The sequence below is a fragment of the Marinobacterium iners DSM 11526 genome, from assembly GCF_900107855.1.
GTDB lineage: Bacteria > Pseudomonadota > Gammaproteobacteria > Pseudomonadales > Balneatricaceae > Marinobacterium > Marinobacterium iners.
In genome coordinates, this window is the sequence record NZ_FNRJ01000014.1 from 58,575 (window position 1) to 75,100 (window position 16,526).

The following is a 16,526-nucleotide window of genomic DNA, read 5'->3' on the forward strand; positions in this document are numbered from 1 at the left end:
TTCAGTTATCCCCTTTCAACAAGGCCGCAACTACCCTGTCCATTGCGGCACTGCGCGAGCCCTTGACCAGAAGGGTCAGCTGTTCCTGCGGCAGTGCCTGAATATGTGTTATCAGTTGTGTTTGTGTCGCAAAATGCTCGGCTCCCTGCCGGATCGCCGCATAGGCATTGGCCGCTGCACGCATGGCAGGGCCGGTTACCAGCAGCTGATCAATATCACGCTCGGCTGCATAGCGACCCACTTCGGCATGCAGCTGTTTCGATTGCTCGCCCAGCTCTGCCATGTCACCCAGTACCAGCACACGATGCCCTGGCAGCTGGGCCAGCAGATCGATGGCTGCCTTTACCGCATCGGCATTGGCGTTGTAGCTGTCATCAATCACCAACGCGCCGCTGTCAAGGCGATGTGGACTGAGACGCCCCGCCACCGACCGGCACTGATCCAGTACACCGGCAATTTTTGACAACGGTCTCCCTGCCGCCACCCACGCCGCCGCCGCCGCCGTTGCATTGGCCACGTTGTGGCGCCCCAGCAACTTCAACGATACCGGCAGCTGTTCTGTACCGTCATCCAGCACAAAACGCCAACTGCCATCCGCATTCATCTCCAGCTTTGAGGCACTGACATCGGCAGCGCCATTTTCGACGCCAAAGCTGATCATGCGACGTTTCAGACGCTGCAGGCGCTCAATCCAGGCCGAGGCATGGGGCGAGTCCAGATTGACAACCCCCACGCCACCTTCGGGCAGCCCTTCAAAAATTTCGCCCTTGGCACGCACCACACCCTCAAGGCCGCCAAAGCCTTCCAGATGGGCCCCCATCGCATTATTGAGTATCGCCACATCAGGGCGGGTCATGGCTGTGGTGCGAGCAATTTCGCCCTGTGCACTGGCTCCCAGTTCGATCACGGCGGCCTCATGCTCGGGTGACAGCTCCAGCAGCGTCAGCGGGGCGCCGATTTCGTTATTCAGGTTACCCCTGGTTGCCAATACCTTGCCGCTGGTGGCCAATAGCCGTGCCAGCATCTCTTTCACCGTGGTTTTGCCGCCACTTCCTGTGACGGCAAACACGGGTGCACGGAACAGCGAGCGGTTGTATCCGCCCAGCTGCCCCAATGCCTTTAGGGTGTCGGTGACAACCAACTGAGGCAGGGTTGTGTTCATCAACTGACTCACAACCACGGCCTCAGCCCCCTTCAACTCGGCAGCACCGACAAAATCGTGACCATCAAAATTAGGGCCCTTCAATGCCACAAACAGATCACCCGACTGCAACTGCCGGCTATCCGTGACAACCCTTGCGACGGTCCTGTTCTCTCCCTGGAGATGCGCTCCGAGCACCTGCTTGAGCTCATCCAGTTCGAAGGCGCGCATCATACATCAGCTCCCTGTTTCAATACACGCAAGGCGTGTTCATGATCACTGAATGGGTGGCGTGTTCCATCTATTTCCTGATAGTTTTCATGCCCTTTTCCGGCAATCAGTACGAGATCACCGGGACCGGCATGACTCACAGCCCAGCGAATGGCAGCTGCACGATCCTGCTCCACATGCAGGCGCGCAGTCGCAGGCACCCCTGCCATAACCTCACGAATGATCTGCTCGGGTGGTTCACTGCGTGGATTATCACTGGTCAGCACCAGCCGATCGGCAAGCTTTGCTGCAACAGCGCCCATTTCAGGCCGCTTGCCCCGGTCACGATCACCGCCACAGCCAAATACACACCAGAGATGCCCACTGCCAGGCTGGTGCAGGCGCAACGCCTGCAATGCCTGCGCGAGCGCATCCGGGGTATGGGCATAATCAACAACGACCAGCGGTTGCCCTTCGGCCTGAGGTAAACACTCCATACGTCCGGCCACCGGCCTGACTGCACCAAGGGCTGACGCGATCTGCTCAAGATTGAAACCCATCAGCTGCAGAAGGGTTGCACTCAGCAGCAGATTACTGACGTTAAAGCTGCCCAGCAGGGCCGAATGCACTCGCTGATGACCCTGAGGGGTTGTAAGCTCAAACCGGCAGCCGCTGGCATCAAACTCCAGCTGACCGGCAGCCACATCAACTCCAGGCTCGACACTGCCGAAACCGAGAACACAAGACGATTCGCTGGCTTGACGATCAAACAAGGTGCGACCAAACACATCATCCAGATTGATTGCCTGCAGCGGCGGCGCATAGTCTGCAAACAGACGCGCCTTGGCATCGCCATAGCGAGCCATGTCACCATGATAATCAAGATGGTCCCGGGTTAGGTTGGTAAACGCTGCCGCCGTAAAATGCACCCCAGACACACGCTTCTGGTCCAGTGCATGGCTGGACACCTCCATCACCACGTACTCGGCACCCTGAAGCCGAAATTGGGCCAGCAATGCCTGCAGCGCGATGGGATCGGGCGTGGTATGGGTTGCCGGCTGCAAATCATCGACAAAACCGTTGCCAAGGGTGCCGATTACGGCACAGCGATGCCCCAACGACTCGAGTGCCTGTGCCAGATAGCTGCTGCAGGAAGTCTTGCCGTTGGTACCGGTTATGCCGACCACCTTCAGATGCCGGCTGGGCCGGTCATGAAAGCGGCTCGCCACCTGACCTATCACCTGGTCCAGGTTATCAACCTCCAGCAACGGAACGGAAACCTCGGCTCGTTCGGCGCTGTCCAGTACGCCATGCTGTACCATCACCGCAACAGCACCCTGCTTGACCGCATCCGCGATAAAGTCAGCACCGCGATGATTGATACCTGCACGCGCAAAGAACAGGTCGCCAGGTTTAACCCGACGACTGTCCAGCGCCAGACCACTGACATTCACACTGCGATCAGACGGCAAAGCCGCAAGCGTTGCACACGCCTGCGGCAGTAATGTGAGCAATGATTGAGAATACTGATTCATTGCATCGCCACATGAGTTGATGGAGGTTCAGGCCATTTATCTGGCGGCACATTCAAAAGCCGCAGAGAGCCGGCTGCGATACGCGAAAATATTGGTGCCGCTACTAACCCGCCGTAATATTCCTGCCCTTTTGGGTTGTCGACCATCACCGCGATAACCAGACGCGGGTTGGTCAGAGGTGCAACCCCTGCAAACACCGACACATACTTGTCTTCGGCATAACCGCCGCCGCTCGCCTTGTGAACCGTTCCGGTCTTGCCACCGACACGATAGCCTTCAACCGCTGCCCGTCGGCCCGTACCTTTTGCACTTATGACGGTTTCAAGCATATCCAGCACCTGAGGCCCCACACCCGGCGGCAAAACCCGGGTGCCAGCGGGTGTCTGAGTCTGTTTCAGCAGCGTTGCCGGTCGCATGATGCCGTCGGCCGCTAATGGAACATACGCCTGTGCCAGCTGCAAAAGCGTGGTGGAAAGACCATAGCCATAGGACATGGTTGCACGTTCAACACGCTGACGCTCCGCCAGGAACGGCAACACTCCGGTACGTTCACCGGGAAAGCCTGTGCCGGTATCTCGGCCAAGGCCCACATTGTGCAGCAGGTTGCGAACGGTATCATGCGGCATTTCGAGTGCGAGTCTGGTCACTCCCACGTTGCTCGATTTGGTGATGATCCCGGTAAGATCCAGCTTGCCGTAGTTGCGATGATCCTTGATGCTGGCGCCACCCACTCGAATGTATCCGGGTGAAGTATCGATGATGGAATCACGCGTATACTGGCCACTCATCATGGCTGCTGCCACAGTCAAGGGCTTCATGGTGGAGCCCGGTTCAAACAGGTCCGTCAGTGCCCGGTTACGCAACGCATCCGTCTTGAGTTCCGAACGGTCATTGGGGTTGTAGGATGGCTGATTCACAAGCGCCAGAACTTCTCCGGTCTTAACATCCAGTACCACGGCAGAGCCGGCATCAGCACGATGCGACTCCACCGCTGCCTTAAGCTCGCGGTAGGCCATGTACTGCAGGCGCAGATCAATACTCAACTGCAGATCGCTTCCAGCATCGGCATCCTGCAGTGAGCGGATATGCTTGATGGTACGCCCCACACGGTCTTTGAGCACCAGCTTGCGCCCAGGCTCGCCCCTCAGGCTGTGGTTATAAGCCAGCTCAAGCCCCTCCTGACCTTCACCATCCACGTTGGTAAAACCGATCAGGTGGGTTGCCACCTCTCCTGCCGGGTAGTAGCGCTTGTATTCACGGTCTGCATGCACACCCGGAATACCCAGTGCCTCAACGGCCTCTGCCAGCTCGGGCGTTACCTGTCGTTTCAGATAGAGAAAGCGGCGCTCGGGGTTTGCTGTCAGCACCGACTTGAGTTCGTGCGGCTTCATATCAAGCAACTGGGCCAAACGGGTCAGTCCGCCGTGCTGCAGGTCGGTTCGCAACGGGTCTGCCCAGATGGTTGCAACCGGTGCACTCACCGCCAACGGTTCACCGTTGCGATCCGTAATCAGCCCACGATGAGCCGGAATCAACATGGTTCGCAGCGTTCGAGCATCGCCCTGACTGCGCAGAAAGGCTTGATCATCACCGTAGAGTGACAACAGTTTTGAAGTAATACCCGCCACGATCAGTGCCAGCAAAAACACAACCAGCCAGATCCGCCAGCTTCTGGCTGCATGGGTCTGTATGATCGGGTCTTCACTTTTGCTCATGACGTATGATCTCGATTGCTTCTGTTTCCGGCACGACCATATCCATTTCACTGGCCGCCAGCGACTCTATCCGATGGTGCGAGGACCATACACTCTGCTCCAGCAGGTACTGCCCCCACTCCACCTGTAACTCGTCCCATTGCTGCACCAGAATCTGGTGCTGGTTAAACAGACGGCGGTATTCATAGGCCGAAAAAATGACCGCCATCGCACTGATCATCACCGCCAAGGTCAGCCCCGTCACCAGCAACGCCGGCACCAGCAACTCACCTCCGCTTACCATTCGCTGCTCAGGTTCCCCTTTTGCGCGCTGCGGCAACAGCCTGCGCCGCGCAGACCCAAGCCACTCCTGCCAGAACTCGGCCGTCAACCAGACGGGTGTGCCAAAACCAAGCTTCATGCCAGTTTGATGGCGGCACGCATTACAGCACTGCGTGCCCTGGGGTTCTGGTTCAACTCATCCTTACCTGCCTTTACAGCCTTCCCTGCCGATTTAAGGCGTCGTTTCATCATCGCATCGGTCACCGGCACACCTGGCGGCAAGTGCTCATCCCCTTTAACGTGACGACGAATGAAGCGCTTCACAATCCGGTCTTCCAGCGAGTGAAAGCTGATCACGACCAGCTTGCCCCCTGGAGCCAACACCTCAAGCGCCTGATCCAGGCACTGTTCCACATCATCCAGTTCACGGTTAATGTGGATGCGAATGCCCTGAAAGGCACGCGTCGCAGGATTTTTGCCTTTTTCCCAGCGAGGGTTGGCTTCTGCAATGATTTTTGACAGCCGTGCCGTTGTGGTAATGGGAGCCTGCTCTCGTTCAGCCACGATTGCGCGCGCCATACGCCTTGAAAAACGCTCTTCGCCGTAGCGATACATCACATCCGCGATTTCCTGCTCATCAGCACGATTGATCCAGTCTGCGGCACTCTCACCGCTACTGATATCCATGCGCATATCAAGCGGACCGTCGTTGACGAAGCTAAAACCTCGCTCAGGATCATCCAGCTGAGGCGAACTGACCCCCAAATCCAGCAGCACGCCAGTGACCTGCCCCATCAAGCCACGCTGCTCAACAAAGGACTGGAGCTGTGCAAAAGAACCATGTTCGATACTGAATCGAGGCTCACCGGCAAAGCGCTCAGCGGCAAAGCTGATTGCTTCGGGGTCCTTGTCGATGGCCATGAGACGACCGCCTGCAGAAAGCTCTGCAAGGATACGCGCACTGTGACCGCCACGGCCGAAGGTGCCGTCGATGTAGAAGCCTTCCGGATCTGTTACCAGCTCCTTGACCGCCTCTTCCAACAGAACTGTGGTATGGCTGAATGTCTGACTCATGCTGCCCCGTTACCTGGGAGTGCGTTAAAGTGACAGTGACTGCAGTTCCTGGGGGATCTCTTCATCCTCATCAGCCTGCAAATATTCGTCACGCGTACTGTTCCAGAGCTCTTCACTCCAGATCTCAAACTTGTTGCCCTGCCCCAACAGCACAATCTTCTTGTCCAGCTGCGCATACTCTCGCAGCGGTGCCGGCAGCAACATGCGCCCATTAGCATCCAACTCCAGATCGGTCGCATGACCGGTCAACAGACGCTGAATGCGACGCACCGCCTTGTTAAAACTCGGCAGCGCATCAATGCGGGCCTGAATTTCGTCCCACTCGGGCTGAGGATAAAGCAGCAGGCATTTGTCTTCGGTATCAATCGTCACCACCATACGGCCGTCACAATGGCTGTGTACCGACTCGCGATAGCGTGCCGGAAGCGCCATTCGGCCCTTGGCATCGAGATTGATCGGATTGACTCCGCGGAACATGACGCCCACTGTCTTTCCCCAAATAGCCCACTTTTAACCACTTTTTCCCACTACGCGACACTATAGGTAGTAAGCACAGTAGATGCAAGGTCGAAAACAAGTGAAAAGGGTGTGGTTATCAGATGAGATCGAGGCCACGTCCTGCCTGACCGAAAATAGCTACAGCCCATGCAGCATGCGACCTGCACAGGAAGCTGATAGGAAACATGAGGTTGCAGGTGTAAAAGTGGGACGGGCGTCAAAGCGTTGGTGGGAGAGACGACAGCTATTGATCTCAAGCCACGAGAGATTCGCGGCCCAAGAGCAAGGTTCAGTGCATCACAACCTTGTTTCTGCCATTGCTTTTGGCCGCGTACAGGTTGCTGTCTGCACGACCAAACAGGGATTCGGCTGTATCGTCAGACACGACCTCTGCCACACCGATTGAGATCGTGATGTGTACCGGGCGACTCTGGAAATTGAACGGGCTTTGCTCAACAGCCTTGCGCACCTTCTCGGCCGCTTGACGGGCGGACTCCCCACCGGTCGACGGCATCAAAATGACAAACTCTTCGCCGCCAAAGCGAGCAATAAAATCAACCCCGCGCAAACTGCTGCGCAGCACTTTGGCCATCAGCCGCAGCACCTTGTCGCCCGCCAGGTGACCATACTGGTCGTTAATGCGTTTGAAAAAGTCGATATCAGCAACACAAAGAGCGAAAGGTGTGCCGTAGCGCTGATAGCGCGCAATTTCATTCGCAAGTTGCTGGTCATAGGCAAACCGATTCGCCAATCCCGTGAGCGGATCGGTACGCGACTTCATATGCGCTTCTTCCGCACTTCTGCGGAACCCGGCAGCCTTCGACTCCATCTCCTCAAGGCGACTCAACAGGATCTTCCGCTCCCGCTGCAGTTCGGCGACATGCTGATTTTCCGCTTTCTTGTGTGTATCAACCGCTTTGATCAAGCTTGCCAGCTGAGTACTGACAGCCGTTTTCAACTCATTGATGTCACTGGTCTGTTTGACCGCTTGACTGATTTTATGAACATCATGGCGCACCGTCTGGTCCAGCAGATTATTGCGCTTAAGCTGTACCACATCAGCCGTTTCTGCCCTGTCCAGAAAGCTGCGCAGATAGGCAAGCTGTTCATTCAACCCCACAAGATAGGCCTGAATATCCTCCCCTGTACTACCTCCGCAGGTCCGCGCCAAGGCGGAAACTTCCTCAAGACAGCGTTCCAGCTCTTCCGGACCAGGGCCCGCCTCCAGGCGACTGATCAATTCGTGGGTACGTGCTCGATGCTGGACAGGTACATTGAACAGCTGAATCAGCTCAAGCAATCGCTGAGCCATACGCTTGCTGATCACATCGTTTAGTTGCGCCAAATCATCAGTGCTTACAGCACCAACGTCAGAACGACTAATCTGTCGCTGGAAGGTCAAAAGCGTATCAATCAGCCCCGGCAACTGCCGCATGTTGTTAGCCACACCGGCAAGCTTTTGCCTGACTTCAACCACCCCCCCTTCCTCGCTTTCAGCCGTACCCTGCAACAACAGCCCCCACTCATCGATGCGTTTGATCAGCTGCCTGGCCTGCTGCGCCCGTGTTTCATCCAGCAGACGGACATGTTTTTCGGTTTTGCGCAGCAACTCTGGCACTTTATCCAGCTTGCCAGTCTGCAACTCAGTCACCAGCGATGCCAACAACTGGTCAAGCTCAGCCGATTCGCCATGCGCCGCCAAGTCAAGTTGAACGGCCAGGCTGCGAAGACAGTCAGCCGCCTGTGAGCGCTGCTGCTCATGCTGCTCCACCTCAAGTGCCAGCGCTCTGTATTTACCACGCCAGTCAACCTTGTCTGTCATCGTAAAATCTCCATTTTATCTGAGGCAGAACGGTTCAATTCAGATACTCGCAAAACGATACACAACCGGAAACCGGAACACCCTATTTGACCGCATAAATATCATGACATCAAATTGCGACAACGGCTGCAGCAGCAACATTAAACCGTTGTGGACACGATTCATTCAATTTGCGGAGCGTTCGCCAAAATCGCGACAGGAGCGCACACAGCCCTGTGATTACGCCATTTATCTGTTCGAAACACTTGAAACACTCCTCAACCCCATACCCCGACTACAGTAACGCCTTTTGAGCAGCGACTTTTTAACACCAGGAGCAGTATGAAATGGATGCTCGCGACGCGTCCAATGTTACAATAATTACCAGTCCGTTACTGGTGTGATCCATGAAGACAGAAAGACTCAGCGCTCAAAACCCCGACCACCTGCAACGTGCCGGCGAACTGTTGCTGGCTGGCGAGCTGGTCGCCGTGCCGACAGAGACGGTATACGGGCTGGCTGCCGATGCCTCAAACCCCGAGGCGGTAGCAAAGATTTTTGCCGCGAAACGGCGCCCGACCAACCATCCGCTTATTACGCACATCGCCTCACTTGATCAGCTGCCACGCTGGGTCAAAACCGTGCCTGACTGGGTCGCCCCTCTGGCAGCAGCGTTTTGGCCTGGCCCACTGACACTGATTTTTGATCGCCATCCGGATGTCTCAGATGTCATTACCGGCGGCCTGCCAACGATCGGAGTGCGTATGCCCGATCACCCGGTGCTGCTGTCATTACTGCAACGCTTCGATATTGCTGTCGCCGCTCCGTCGGCCAACCCGTACCAGAAACTCAGTCCCACCAGTGCGGAACAGGTACTGGCCAGCATGGACGGGATGATTGCAGCCGTGCTTGACGGCGGTCCCTGCGGTGTCGGCACGGAATCGACCATTTTGCGTGTGGATGAACACAGTGCAGAAATTCTGCGAAGCGGCCCCATCTCAGCAGAGATGCTCCAGCCCTATCTGCAGGTACCGGTGCGCACTCCGAGCAGCCATGAGCACGCTGTCTCCGGCAACAAGAAAATTCACTATCAACCCAATGCCCGCATCACGCTCTGTAAGACTGACGAGATAACGGCCCTGGCTGCATCAGCAGCCCCGCACTCAGGTGCGCTGGTGTATTCAACAGCACTGAGATCACTGCCTTGCAAGCACCTGAAGGTGATGCCGGCTGATCATCAAGGCTATCGTCAGGCACTGTATGCCGCCCTGTACGAAGCCGATTGTGACGGTGTAACCCAGCTATGGGTCGAAGCACCACCCAAAGATCCCGCCTGGGCTGATATATGGGACCGTCTGAGTCGCGCCGCTGCCAACTGACTGGTGCGAACTGCTGCTTGAGCTGGATAGAGCGGGATCAGTGATCAAAAAATCACGAAAAACATCCAGCTACCATGGCACACCAAAACCACAATACTAAGACAGCGTCTTAACTGCCGATAATCGCCGTTTTTCACCTGACTGTAGTCGTACCCCCACCAAAGCGCGTAGGCTACAAAAAGCAGCGCAAACGCCAGCGCAACTGGCAACAGCAAGGCCACCCACCCCAGCAAACTGGGGAGCATGCACAGACAAAGCCGCCAGCTATTGCTCCACTTGTCGTCTTGCAGTGCCACGCCCCAATGAATCCCGCCCAGAAACGACAGAATTACCGCGCTGTATGACAGGAAGTAAGTAACTGCCCAAGACTGATGCATCAGTACTGTTAACCCGACAAAGGGAATCAAACCGGACAAACCAAGTAGATAGGCTGTTTTGTTCATGAGCATGTTATCAGTGTGTTGGCGTTTATACCGATACGACAGCTGCCGGATTTGGTTCACTCGGTCATGCGGAAGCCGTATTGTCATGTTGTAGGCTTCTTGCCACCCACCTTATGTTTCTGAGCCAGGACTCTAACGTGCCGAATATATACAACAACATCCTCAGCCAGCTGCCTGAAGAGGTCTTTTCCAATCTACTAAGCTCGGGCAGCATTCGTATTGAGCGCATTCTGTCCACTGGACAGACTTCACCCGAAACCGGTTGGTATGATCAACATGAACATGAGTGGGTTATTGTTCTGCAGGGGGCTGGAGAACTAACCTTTGCCAACAGTGATGTCATCAACCTGAAACCGGGCGACTATCTGAATATCCCTGCTCACACCCACCACAAAGTGAGCTGGACTGACCCCATGCAGGTCACCGTTTGGCTGGCCGTGTTTTACACATGATGACAAATGCGCTTGAGCCCCGTGCCCAACAGATCGAAATAGTCCCGAAAGGCTTGATGAACTCTCTGCCGCTGCTCGCCTTGCGGAAACAGCCCAAGGCGAGCCTCTTTTGAAGAACGGCTACCCTTGACCAGGAAGTGATTACGGATCGGCTGATCCTGCACAAATGCCTCAAAGGCTCGCGCGCACATCTCTTCCGGGAGGCTGTAGTAGAGGCCGTTCAGCTGCCGGTCCATCGCCATGGAGGCGCGACAGAGCTCGCTGGGGCCTTCACCCGACTGGTCCAGCATGATCGCCTTGAAGCAAGCAAACAGGCAATCATTCAAAGGATGCGGCACGGGCGTAGCGTCATGCAACCAGGCTTTCGAGGCAAACATGCCTTTGGGTGCATCACCGAAGCATTTGTCAGCCAGATAGTGATCGAGGGCATGGAACCACTCATGTGCAATGCTACCAGGGACCGCATTCTTCGCCAGCGAGAAACAGCGTGTGGACGGTGTGTAATGGGCAGCCACGCCCGGGCGCCCACCGATACCATACTGAAAAGCCAGCGTACCACGCAGCGAGATAAGTGCCTCAGGTCCATTCAAGATTGTCATCAGGTCACCCAACGCATCGTAGAAATGGGCTGCGGCCTGTTCGTTTTCGTCTCGTGTTACCCAGCGACCGATTTCAATGGAACGAAAGTCATAACGTTTGCGGATGTCGGCGAAATTGATGATTTCACCAAAGCGATGCTCTGGACCACGGCGGTAGAAAGTACGACTGGAATTACGAGGTGCTGCCATCACATTACTTGCACAAGACCTTAAGACGCCGGAAAGCCTGCCTGAATATCAAAAGGGTTTCCAGCATTAGAACACGCATACAGCGACCACAGAACTGCGCGCACTTTTGATTCAGGGCCCGCGCCAGCTTTTGCTGCTTATTTTTGCAGGAGGAACTAAAGATCAACTCAACTCCAAAAGTCGCCTGTGAATGGCTTTGAAATCTCCCCTTTGCGCCAACGCGCTCAACTCTTCGGCGAAACAAGCACTTTCTGGATGTTGCTTGCCCAGTTGTTCACACCATTCGGTTATATCAGTAACAGCACCCAACTCCAGCCACACTTCCAGCTGTTGAATGGAATCCTCATTTATAACAATACTTGAGGCCGTCACACTACCTGAAGAATGCGCTTCCGAAGAGTTCGACGCTTGTATGTCAGCCAATCCACACGCACGAGCAACCTCATGACGCAGCAGAGCCAGGTCCACCGGCTTGCCCAGCAAGGCGGTGTAACACTCTCCCGTTTCTTGGCGTTCCGGTTGCAAGTACCAGGTAGCTGATAACAGCAGTACCGGCACCAGAGGGTCTATTGCTCGCGCCGCCTCGAGGACGGCACCACCTGACGCCTTTGGCAAACGATAATCAGTCAGAATGATGTCCGGCATTGTGTTCTTAGCCTGCAAAGCATTGATCGCTGACTCCGCGTCGGCGAACGTTACAACTGTAAAGCCTAGCTCTGACAGCTCCATGTACAGTAAATGACGAATCTGTTCAGAATCTTCAACCACCCAAGCCTCAAGGCCATCGGCATTATACAAAGGCAACATTCGAGTCGGGCTTTTAAGCACAGCAATGCCTGCATCTTCTCTACCCGGTTTGACCGGCACAGTGAAACGCACGCAGGTACCTTTATTTGGCACACTGCTCAAGAAAATATCCCCCCCCATTCGCTCGACCAACTCTTTGACAATAGCCAGCCCAAGGCCGGTTCCCTCCCCCTTATCAGACACTCGAAAAAGCGGGTCAAACAGCTGATCATGCTCTTCGGCATCTATACCACACCCTGTATCTTCAACCTCACACACCAACTGAAGCACGGACCCTTTCTCACTCTCGTGTGTATTCCTATCGTAAATACGAAGCGCAATATCACCATTAACCGTATATTTCGCTGCGTTATCCAGCAAATTAAGCAATACCTCACGTAAAAGCGTCTCATCACAGCGAATTACCGACGGAAGTAATTCATCAACTTCGAGCTTGAAGTCATTATTATTTTTACCGGCCAAAATACGGCCTTCATGCGAAACATTATTTATAAAAGCATGCAGATATAGATCAACCTCGTTCATTTCTATCGAGGTAACATCACGTGCATAATCAATCAGACGGTTAATCAGGTTAAGCATATGGCTGGCGCTGTCATAAATGATACGGCTCATTTGACCATTTTTACCTTGCTCCGTACTCAACAGCTGTGAATATCCCATAATGGAAGTCAGTGGTGACTTCAGATCATGTGTCACACGGCTTAGAAATTTTGTTTTTGATGCATCCGCCTTGTGCGCAGCGTCAAGCGCCTGATTCAATTCCTGTGTCCGCTGAGCCACCGCCCGCTCGAGGCGATCACGCTCGGCCTTTTCACTCTCACGCAGCTGCAACTCCAGCATGCGCCCATACTCACGCTGCTTAAGCACGTAGATCAACAGCAGCCCCACAATCACCATAATCTCAATGCCGATTCTGGCCAGAGAAAAACTTAAGCTATAGTGAATATTGAGGGCAAAGCTCATAATAAGGAGTGTTGTGACCAGCCAGTTCAGTGACAATAACCCGATTAGAAAGGGTTGCCACCTCGCTGAAATTTTTATCGCTGCAGGCACAATACACAGCCATAATAATGCAAAAAAAATGTGTACTCCTGATGCAAGCCTGCGTACGGCAACGCCATCAAGAAAGAAACCTGTTACCGAAGCCAAAAACGTTACACCCAAAACACCTATTGGCACCCAGCGCCAGTATGGATGTTTGTTAAGTCCCAGAAAAAAGACACTGACTGCTATAAAAAGAGACTTCTCGAGCAAAGAACTCATAAAACGAATATTTAGGCCGATATCCGACTGCTCCGAGAACAACAGGTAACTGATATAGCCCTCTTTTTCAGCTTCAAGAACAAATAGAGCCAACATCCAACAGGCAAGCAATAAGTAGTGCAGGTTATGTTGCAACAGCAGCACAACAAAAAGCGTCAGTACAATGGCAAACAGAACGGAGTGCTTTTGATACCTGTCACGCTCAGCAATAACAAAGTCAACGGGGTTCCAGCTTGTAATCACCAAAGCAGGGCGATGATTTGAGCGTACATGCAGCAACAACAATACTTGCTCTTTGGCGTTCAGGCTGACAGGTACAACCGCCCGAGTCGTCTTGATTTCTCGACTTTCAACAGGAACATCAGCGCCTATGCGCCAATGCCCGACAGTTTGCCTGGTGTCCGGTACCAACAGCCATGCATCGATTTCATCCAAAGCCCAAGGGGAAATTTCCAGCCAGCGATATAACGGCATATCACTGTCATTACTCAACACCACCCGCAGCCAAATTGACGATTGTTCACGTGGGGCAGCCAGTATCGCAGGAGTATCCTCAACCGGCACCCAAGACGCTTCATCAAGAATCTGGTAAGGCTCATGGCGCTCGCCATAGGCCACATCCAACACTTGCATCATGCTAGCCAGATTGGTTTTTGAATCCTGAACACTTAAATCCAGAACCGACTCTGCCCTAGCAAGCAGCGGTGCCAGCAGCAGGATACAAAACAGTCCTATCACGCGTACCAAAAGCATGACACTCTCACTGCACTGGACAAGCCTGACGAAAAGCCGAAGGGGTTGTGCCGAAACGCTCTTTAAAGGCAGTGGAGAAGTTCGCACTTCCACTGAAGCCGACCCGGCAGGCAATCTCGCCAACGGATAATGCCGTGTTGCGCAGCAATTGACATGCCTCTTTCATACGTTCCTCTCGAAGATACTCAAAAACAGTCATTCCGGAACAATGTTTGAAAGCGGCATTCAAACGCTTAGTGTTGGTGCCTGTCAGGCGCGCCAACTCCTGAATACCGGGCGCATCATCAAGGCTGCGCAACAGATACACCCGGGCACTGTGAAAGAGGACAGAATACAGATTGCCATCATTATTGCTGACTTCGCTCACCGTTCCAGGTACACCCATCACATCCGTAAAATGCTGAGGGCTTTGGATCAGACGATTCCGCAGGTGGACCGACAGTCGCAACCGTACCTCGTCAAAACTGAAAGGTTTTCCAATAAAATCCACAGCTCCAGCCAGCAATCCCTGCACCCGCTGTTCGGTACCGGAGAAAGCAGACAGAAAAATAACCGGAACCTGGGCTGTAGCTGGATCACCATTTAACGCTTTACATGCCGCAAAACCATCGCAACGCGGCATATCCACATCCATCAAAATCAGGTCTGGCGACAGCAGTTTGGCTTTATGGACACCATCGACACCATCATGCGCATGATAGAGGCGACAACCATATTGTTGCAGATAGGTTGAGATAAGCATCCGCTCCGCTTCAGCGTCATCGATCACCAGTATCCTTTTTCCCTTCAGCACATCCATTCCATACGCCCAACCGAATTACGTTCATGCTTGTGTTGTCGGCAATCATCGCACACAAACGAGCGTTTCATGTAATCAACCTATATTTTTTCCCTCTGGCAAAAGACTTACCCATCGGGCAAAAACCGAACCTATTCTATAACAAAACCAATGCTGCTAATGGGCATGACGACTACAATCAGCACGGCAACACCTGCTTTTCATGAACGCCTGACAGCTCAGGTACCATAAAGCCCTGCCAACGCGGCGCTTGTCCAGCTGCAACTCTCCAGATAGTAACGATTCAAGCGGATCACCGCTCTATCGGTCGTCGCTCCCAATGCAGCACCTTCAAAGGCAATCACCAGCTTTAAAACTTTGCCAAGGTTTCCTGTGCGCAGCATCAGTGCACGCTTGATCGCGTCACTCAAGGGCAACTGTTCACACACGGACTCCAGACTTTCGCTCAACATCAAGTCTGCCATCGACAGCAATCCCACCATAAATGCGGCATCAGGGTCATCATTGAATTCACCGGCCGCCAGTCGCAGACACATGGCAGCCCGCGTCAAAGCCTGTGGTAACAACAGCATATTGCACGGATCATCGTTTGCGAGCACCAGCGTGGTGACCAGTGTGCGCAGCCGATCGATACCCAACAGAAGTATTGCCTGGCGCAAACTGCTGATAGTATTGGCGCGCTTGCAATGCGCTGAATTGATCATTCGCAGCAGGCGTACACACAACTGTGGTTCATGTGCCAGCAGTTGCTCGATCCTGTCATAATCCACTTCCGGGTGTTGCAGCTCGCTTAGTATCTGCAACTGCGCCTCTCGATGCCCCTCCCGCTTGACTGCCGTTTTCCGTTTGACTTCAGGCCGTGCATAGAAGTACCCCTGAAACAGGGTAAACCCCTGCAATTTGCAGGACTCAAACGTTGCCAGATCTTCCACCTTTTCCGCCAGCAAGGTGATGCCCCGCGCCCGGTATTCATCCAGGTCGCGCTCTTTGAAGGTCTGATTGAGCATATCCAGCTTGATAATATCCGCCAACTCCAGCAACGGTCGTGTGGCCGGTGTCAGTTCAAAATCATCAAGCGCCAGCGCATACCCCCGCGCCTTAAGCCCTTGCAACGCCGCAAGCACCTCGGAGTCGCCTTCAACACTTTCCAGCACCTCGATTACAACCTGTTCTGGATTCGGTGGCAGCAACTCCGGCTGTAACAGCCAGTCACGTGGTGCATTGAAAAACAGTTTGCGACTGCCACACAGTGATTCAATACCGGTTTCGTAGAAGGCCGCATTACAAGCCCTCGCTGTGGCCATCATCTGATCATCTATAATCGCAGTATTTGCATTTGCACTGGCCCGATAGAGCAACTCATCTGCCACATGCCTCATGCGCGCATCACAAATAGGCTGCAGAGCTATGCAATAGTGTTGACTGGACGACATAAGCTGATGCCTGAACGAATGTTAGACGTAAACCAGCCTTAATCATAAAGGAAGTCCCTGATCGGAACTTTGGAGGCAAAGCCAACAGGTTTGCTCAAGGCGACTTTTGCTTGTGTAAATTTTCAACCAAGTTCTGCTTACTTCAAACGCTTACACATGCTCTTAACACTA

General features: G+C 53.9%; 14 protein-coding genes. 2 read left to right on the forward strand and 12 right to left on the reverse strand.

The window, feature by feature from the left end; genetic code table 11:
• Position 1 precedes the first annotated feature (1 nt).
• From BLV48_RS13990 to BLV48_RS14020, 7 genes are all read right to left on the reverse strand, one after another.
• Positions 2 to 1,375 carry a UDP-N-acetylmuramoyl-tripeptide--D-alanyl-D-alanine ligase gene (locus BLV48_RS13990; protein ID WP_091827413.1) on the reverse strand — a complete coding sequence of 458 codons (1,374 nt, stop codon included), beginning with the start codon at positions 1,373 to 1,375 and terminating at the stop codon, positions 2 to 4.
• On the reverse strand, positions 1,372 to 2,886 hold the full coding sequence (locus tag BLV48_RS13995; RefSeq protein WP_091827414.1) for a UDP-N-acetylmuramoyl-L-alanyl-D-glutamate--2,6-diaminopimelate ligase: 1,515 nt from the start codon (positions 2,884 to 2,886) through the stop codon (positions 1,372 to 1,374). Before BLV48_RS13995 ends, BLV48_RS13990 begins: the two co-directional genes overlap by 4 nt.
• Positions 2,883 to 4,601, reverse strand: coding sequence for a peptidoglycan D,D-transpeptidase FtsI family protein (locus BLV48_RS14000; protein ID WP_091827415.1), 1,719 nt, complete (start codon positions 4,599 to 4,601; stop codon positions 2,883 to 2,885). Before BLV48_RS14000 ends, BLV48_RS13995 begins: the two co-directional genes overlap by 4 nt.
• Positions 4,588 to 5,001, reverse strand: a complete 414-nt coding sequence (gene ftsL / locus BLV48_RS14005) for a cell division protein FtsL (protein WP_091827416.1) — start codon at positions 4,999 to 5,001, stop codon at positions 4,588 to 4,590. Before ftsL ends, BLV48_RS14000 begins: the two co-directional genes overlap by 14 nt.
• Entirely contained in the window at positions 4,998 to 5,936 is a 939-nt protein-coding gene (gene rsmH, locus BLV48_RS14010) for a 16S rRNA (cytosine(1402)-N(4))-methyltransferase RsmH (protein WP_091827417.1), read from the reverse strand. Before rsmH ends, ftsL begins: the two co-directional genes overlap by 4 nt.
• A 24-nt stretch (positions 5,937 to 5,960) precedes the next feature.
• Positions 5,961 to 6,413, reverse strand: a complete 453-nt coding sequence (gene mraZ / locus BLV48_RS14015; protein ID WP_091827418.1) for a division/cell wall cluster transcriptional repressor MraZ — start codon at positions 6,411 to 6,413, stop codon at positions 5,961 to 5,963.
• A 310-nt stretch (positions 6,414 to 6,723) separates the two neighbouring features.
• Positions 6,724 to 8,256 (reverse strand): sensor domain-containing diguanylate cyclase, encoded by a 1,533-nt coding sequence (locus BLV48_RS14020; RefSeq protein WP_091827419.1) that lies wholly within the window; start codon positions 8,254 to 8,256, stop codon positions 6,724 to 6,726.
• A gap of 386 nt (positions 8,257 to 8,642) precedes the next feature.
• Between BLV48_RS14020 and BLV48_RS14025 the strand changes: the two genes are divergently transcribed.
• The gene (locus tag BLV48_RS14025) at positions 8,643 to 9,614 is read left to right on the forward strand and encodes an L-threonylcarbamoyladenylate synthase (RefSeq protein WP_091827420.1); all 972 of its coding nucleotides are present in this window, start codon (positions 8,643 to 8,645) and stop codon (positions 9,612 to 9,614) included.
• Positions 9,615 to 9,658: 44 nt separating this feature from the next.
• Here BLV48_RS14025 and BLV48_RS14030 read toward each other — a convergent pair whose 3' ends face one another.
• On the reverse strand, positions 9,659 to 10,057 hold the full coding sequence (locus BLV48_RS14030; protein WP_254775047.1) for a DUF3429 domain-containing protein: 399 nt from the start codon (positions 10,055 to 10,057) through the stop codon (positions 9,659 to 9,661).
• A 137-nt stretch (positions 10,058 to 10,194) separates the two neighbouring features.
• Between BLV48_RS14030 and BLV48_RS14035 the strand changes: the two genes are divergently transcribed.
• Positions 10,195 to 10,509, forward strand: coding sequence for a cupin domain-containing protein (locus BLV48_RS14035; protein WP_217633025.1), 315 nt, complete (start codon positions 10,195 to 10,197; stop codon positions 10,507 to 10,509).
• Here the strand turns inward: BLV48_RS14035 and BLV48_RS14040 are convergent.
• The 4 genes from BLV48_RS14040 to BLV48_RS14055 form a co-directional block, all read right to left on the reverse strand.
• Complete coding sequence (locus tag BLV48_RS14040; RefSeq protein WP_091827422.1) at positions 10,500 to 11,297, reverse strand: CLCA_X family protein; 798 nt, start codon at positions 11,295 to 11,297, stop codon at positions 10,500 to 10,502. The genes BLV48_RS14035 and BLV48_RS14040 overlap by 10 nt on opposite strands.
• A gap of 162 nt (positions 11,298 to 11,459) precedes the next feature.
• Positions 11,460 to 14,123, reverse strand: coding sequence for an ATP-binding protein (locus BLV48_RS14045; RefSeq protein WP_091827423.1), 2,664 nt, complete (start codon positions 14,121 to 14,123; stop codon positions 11,460 to 11,462).
• Between the two features lie 7 nt (positions 14,124 to 14,130).
• Complete coding sequence (locus BLV48_RS14050) at positions 14,131 to 14,922, reverse strand: response regulator transcription factor (RefSeq protein WP_091827424.1); 792 nt, start codon at positions 14,920 to 14,922, stop codon at positions 14,131 to 14,133.
• Positions 14,923 to 15,140: 218 nt separating this feature from the next.
• Positions 15,141 to 16,229: an EAL and HDOD domain-containing protein gene (locus tag BLV48_RS14055; RefSeq protein ID WP_340147927.1), complete on the reverse strand. Its 1,089-nt coding sequence runs from the start codon at positions 16,227 to 16,229 to the stop codon at positions 15,141 to 15,143.
• Positions 16,230 to 16,526: the final 297 nt, after the last annotated feature.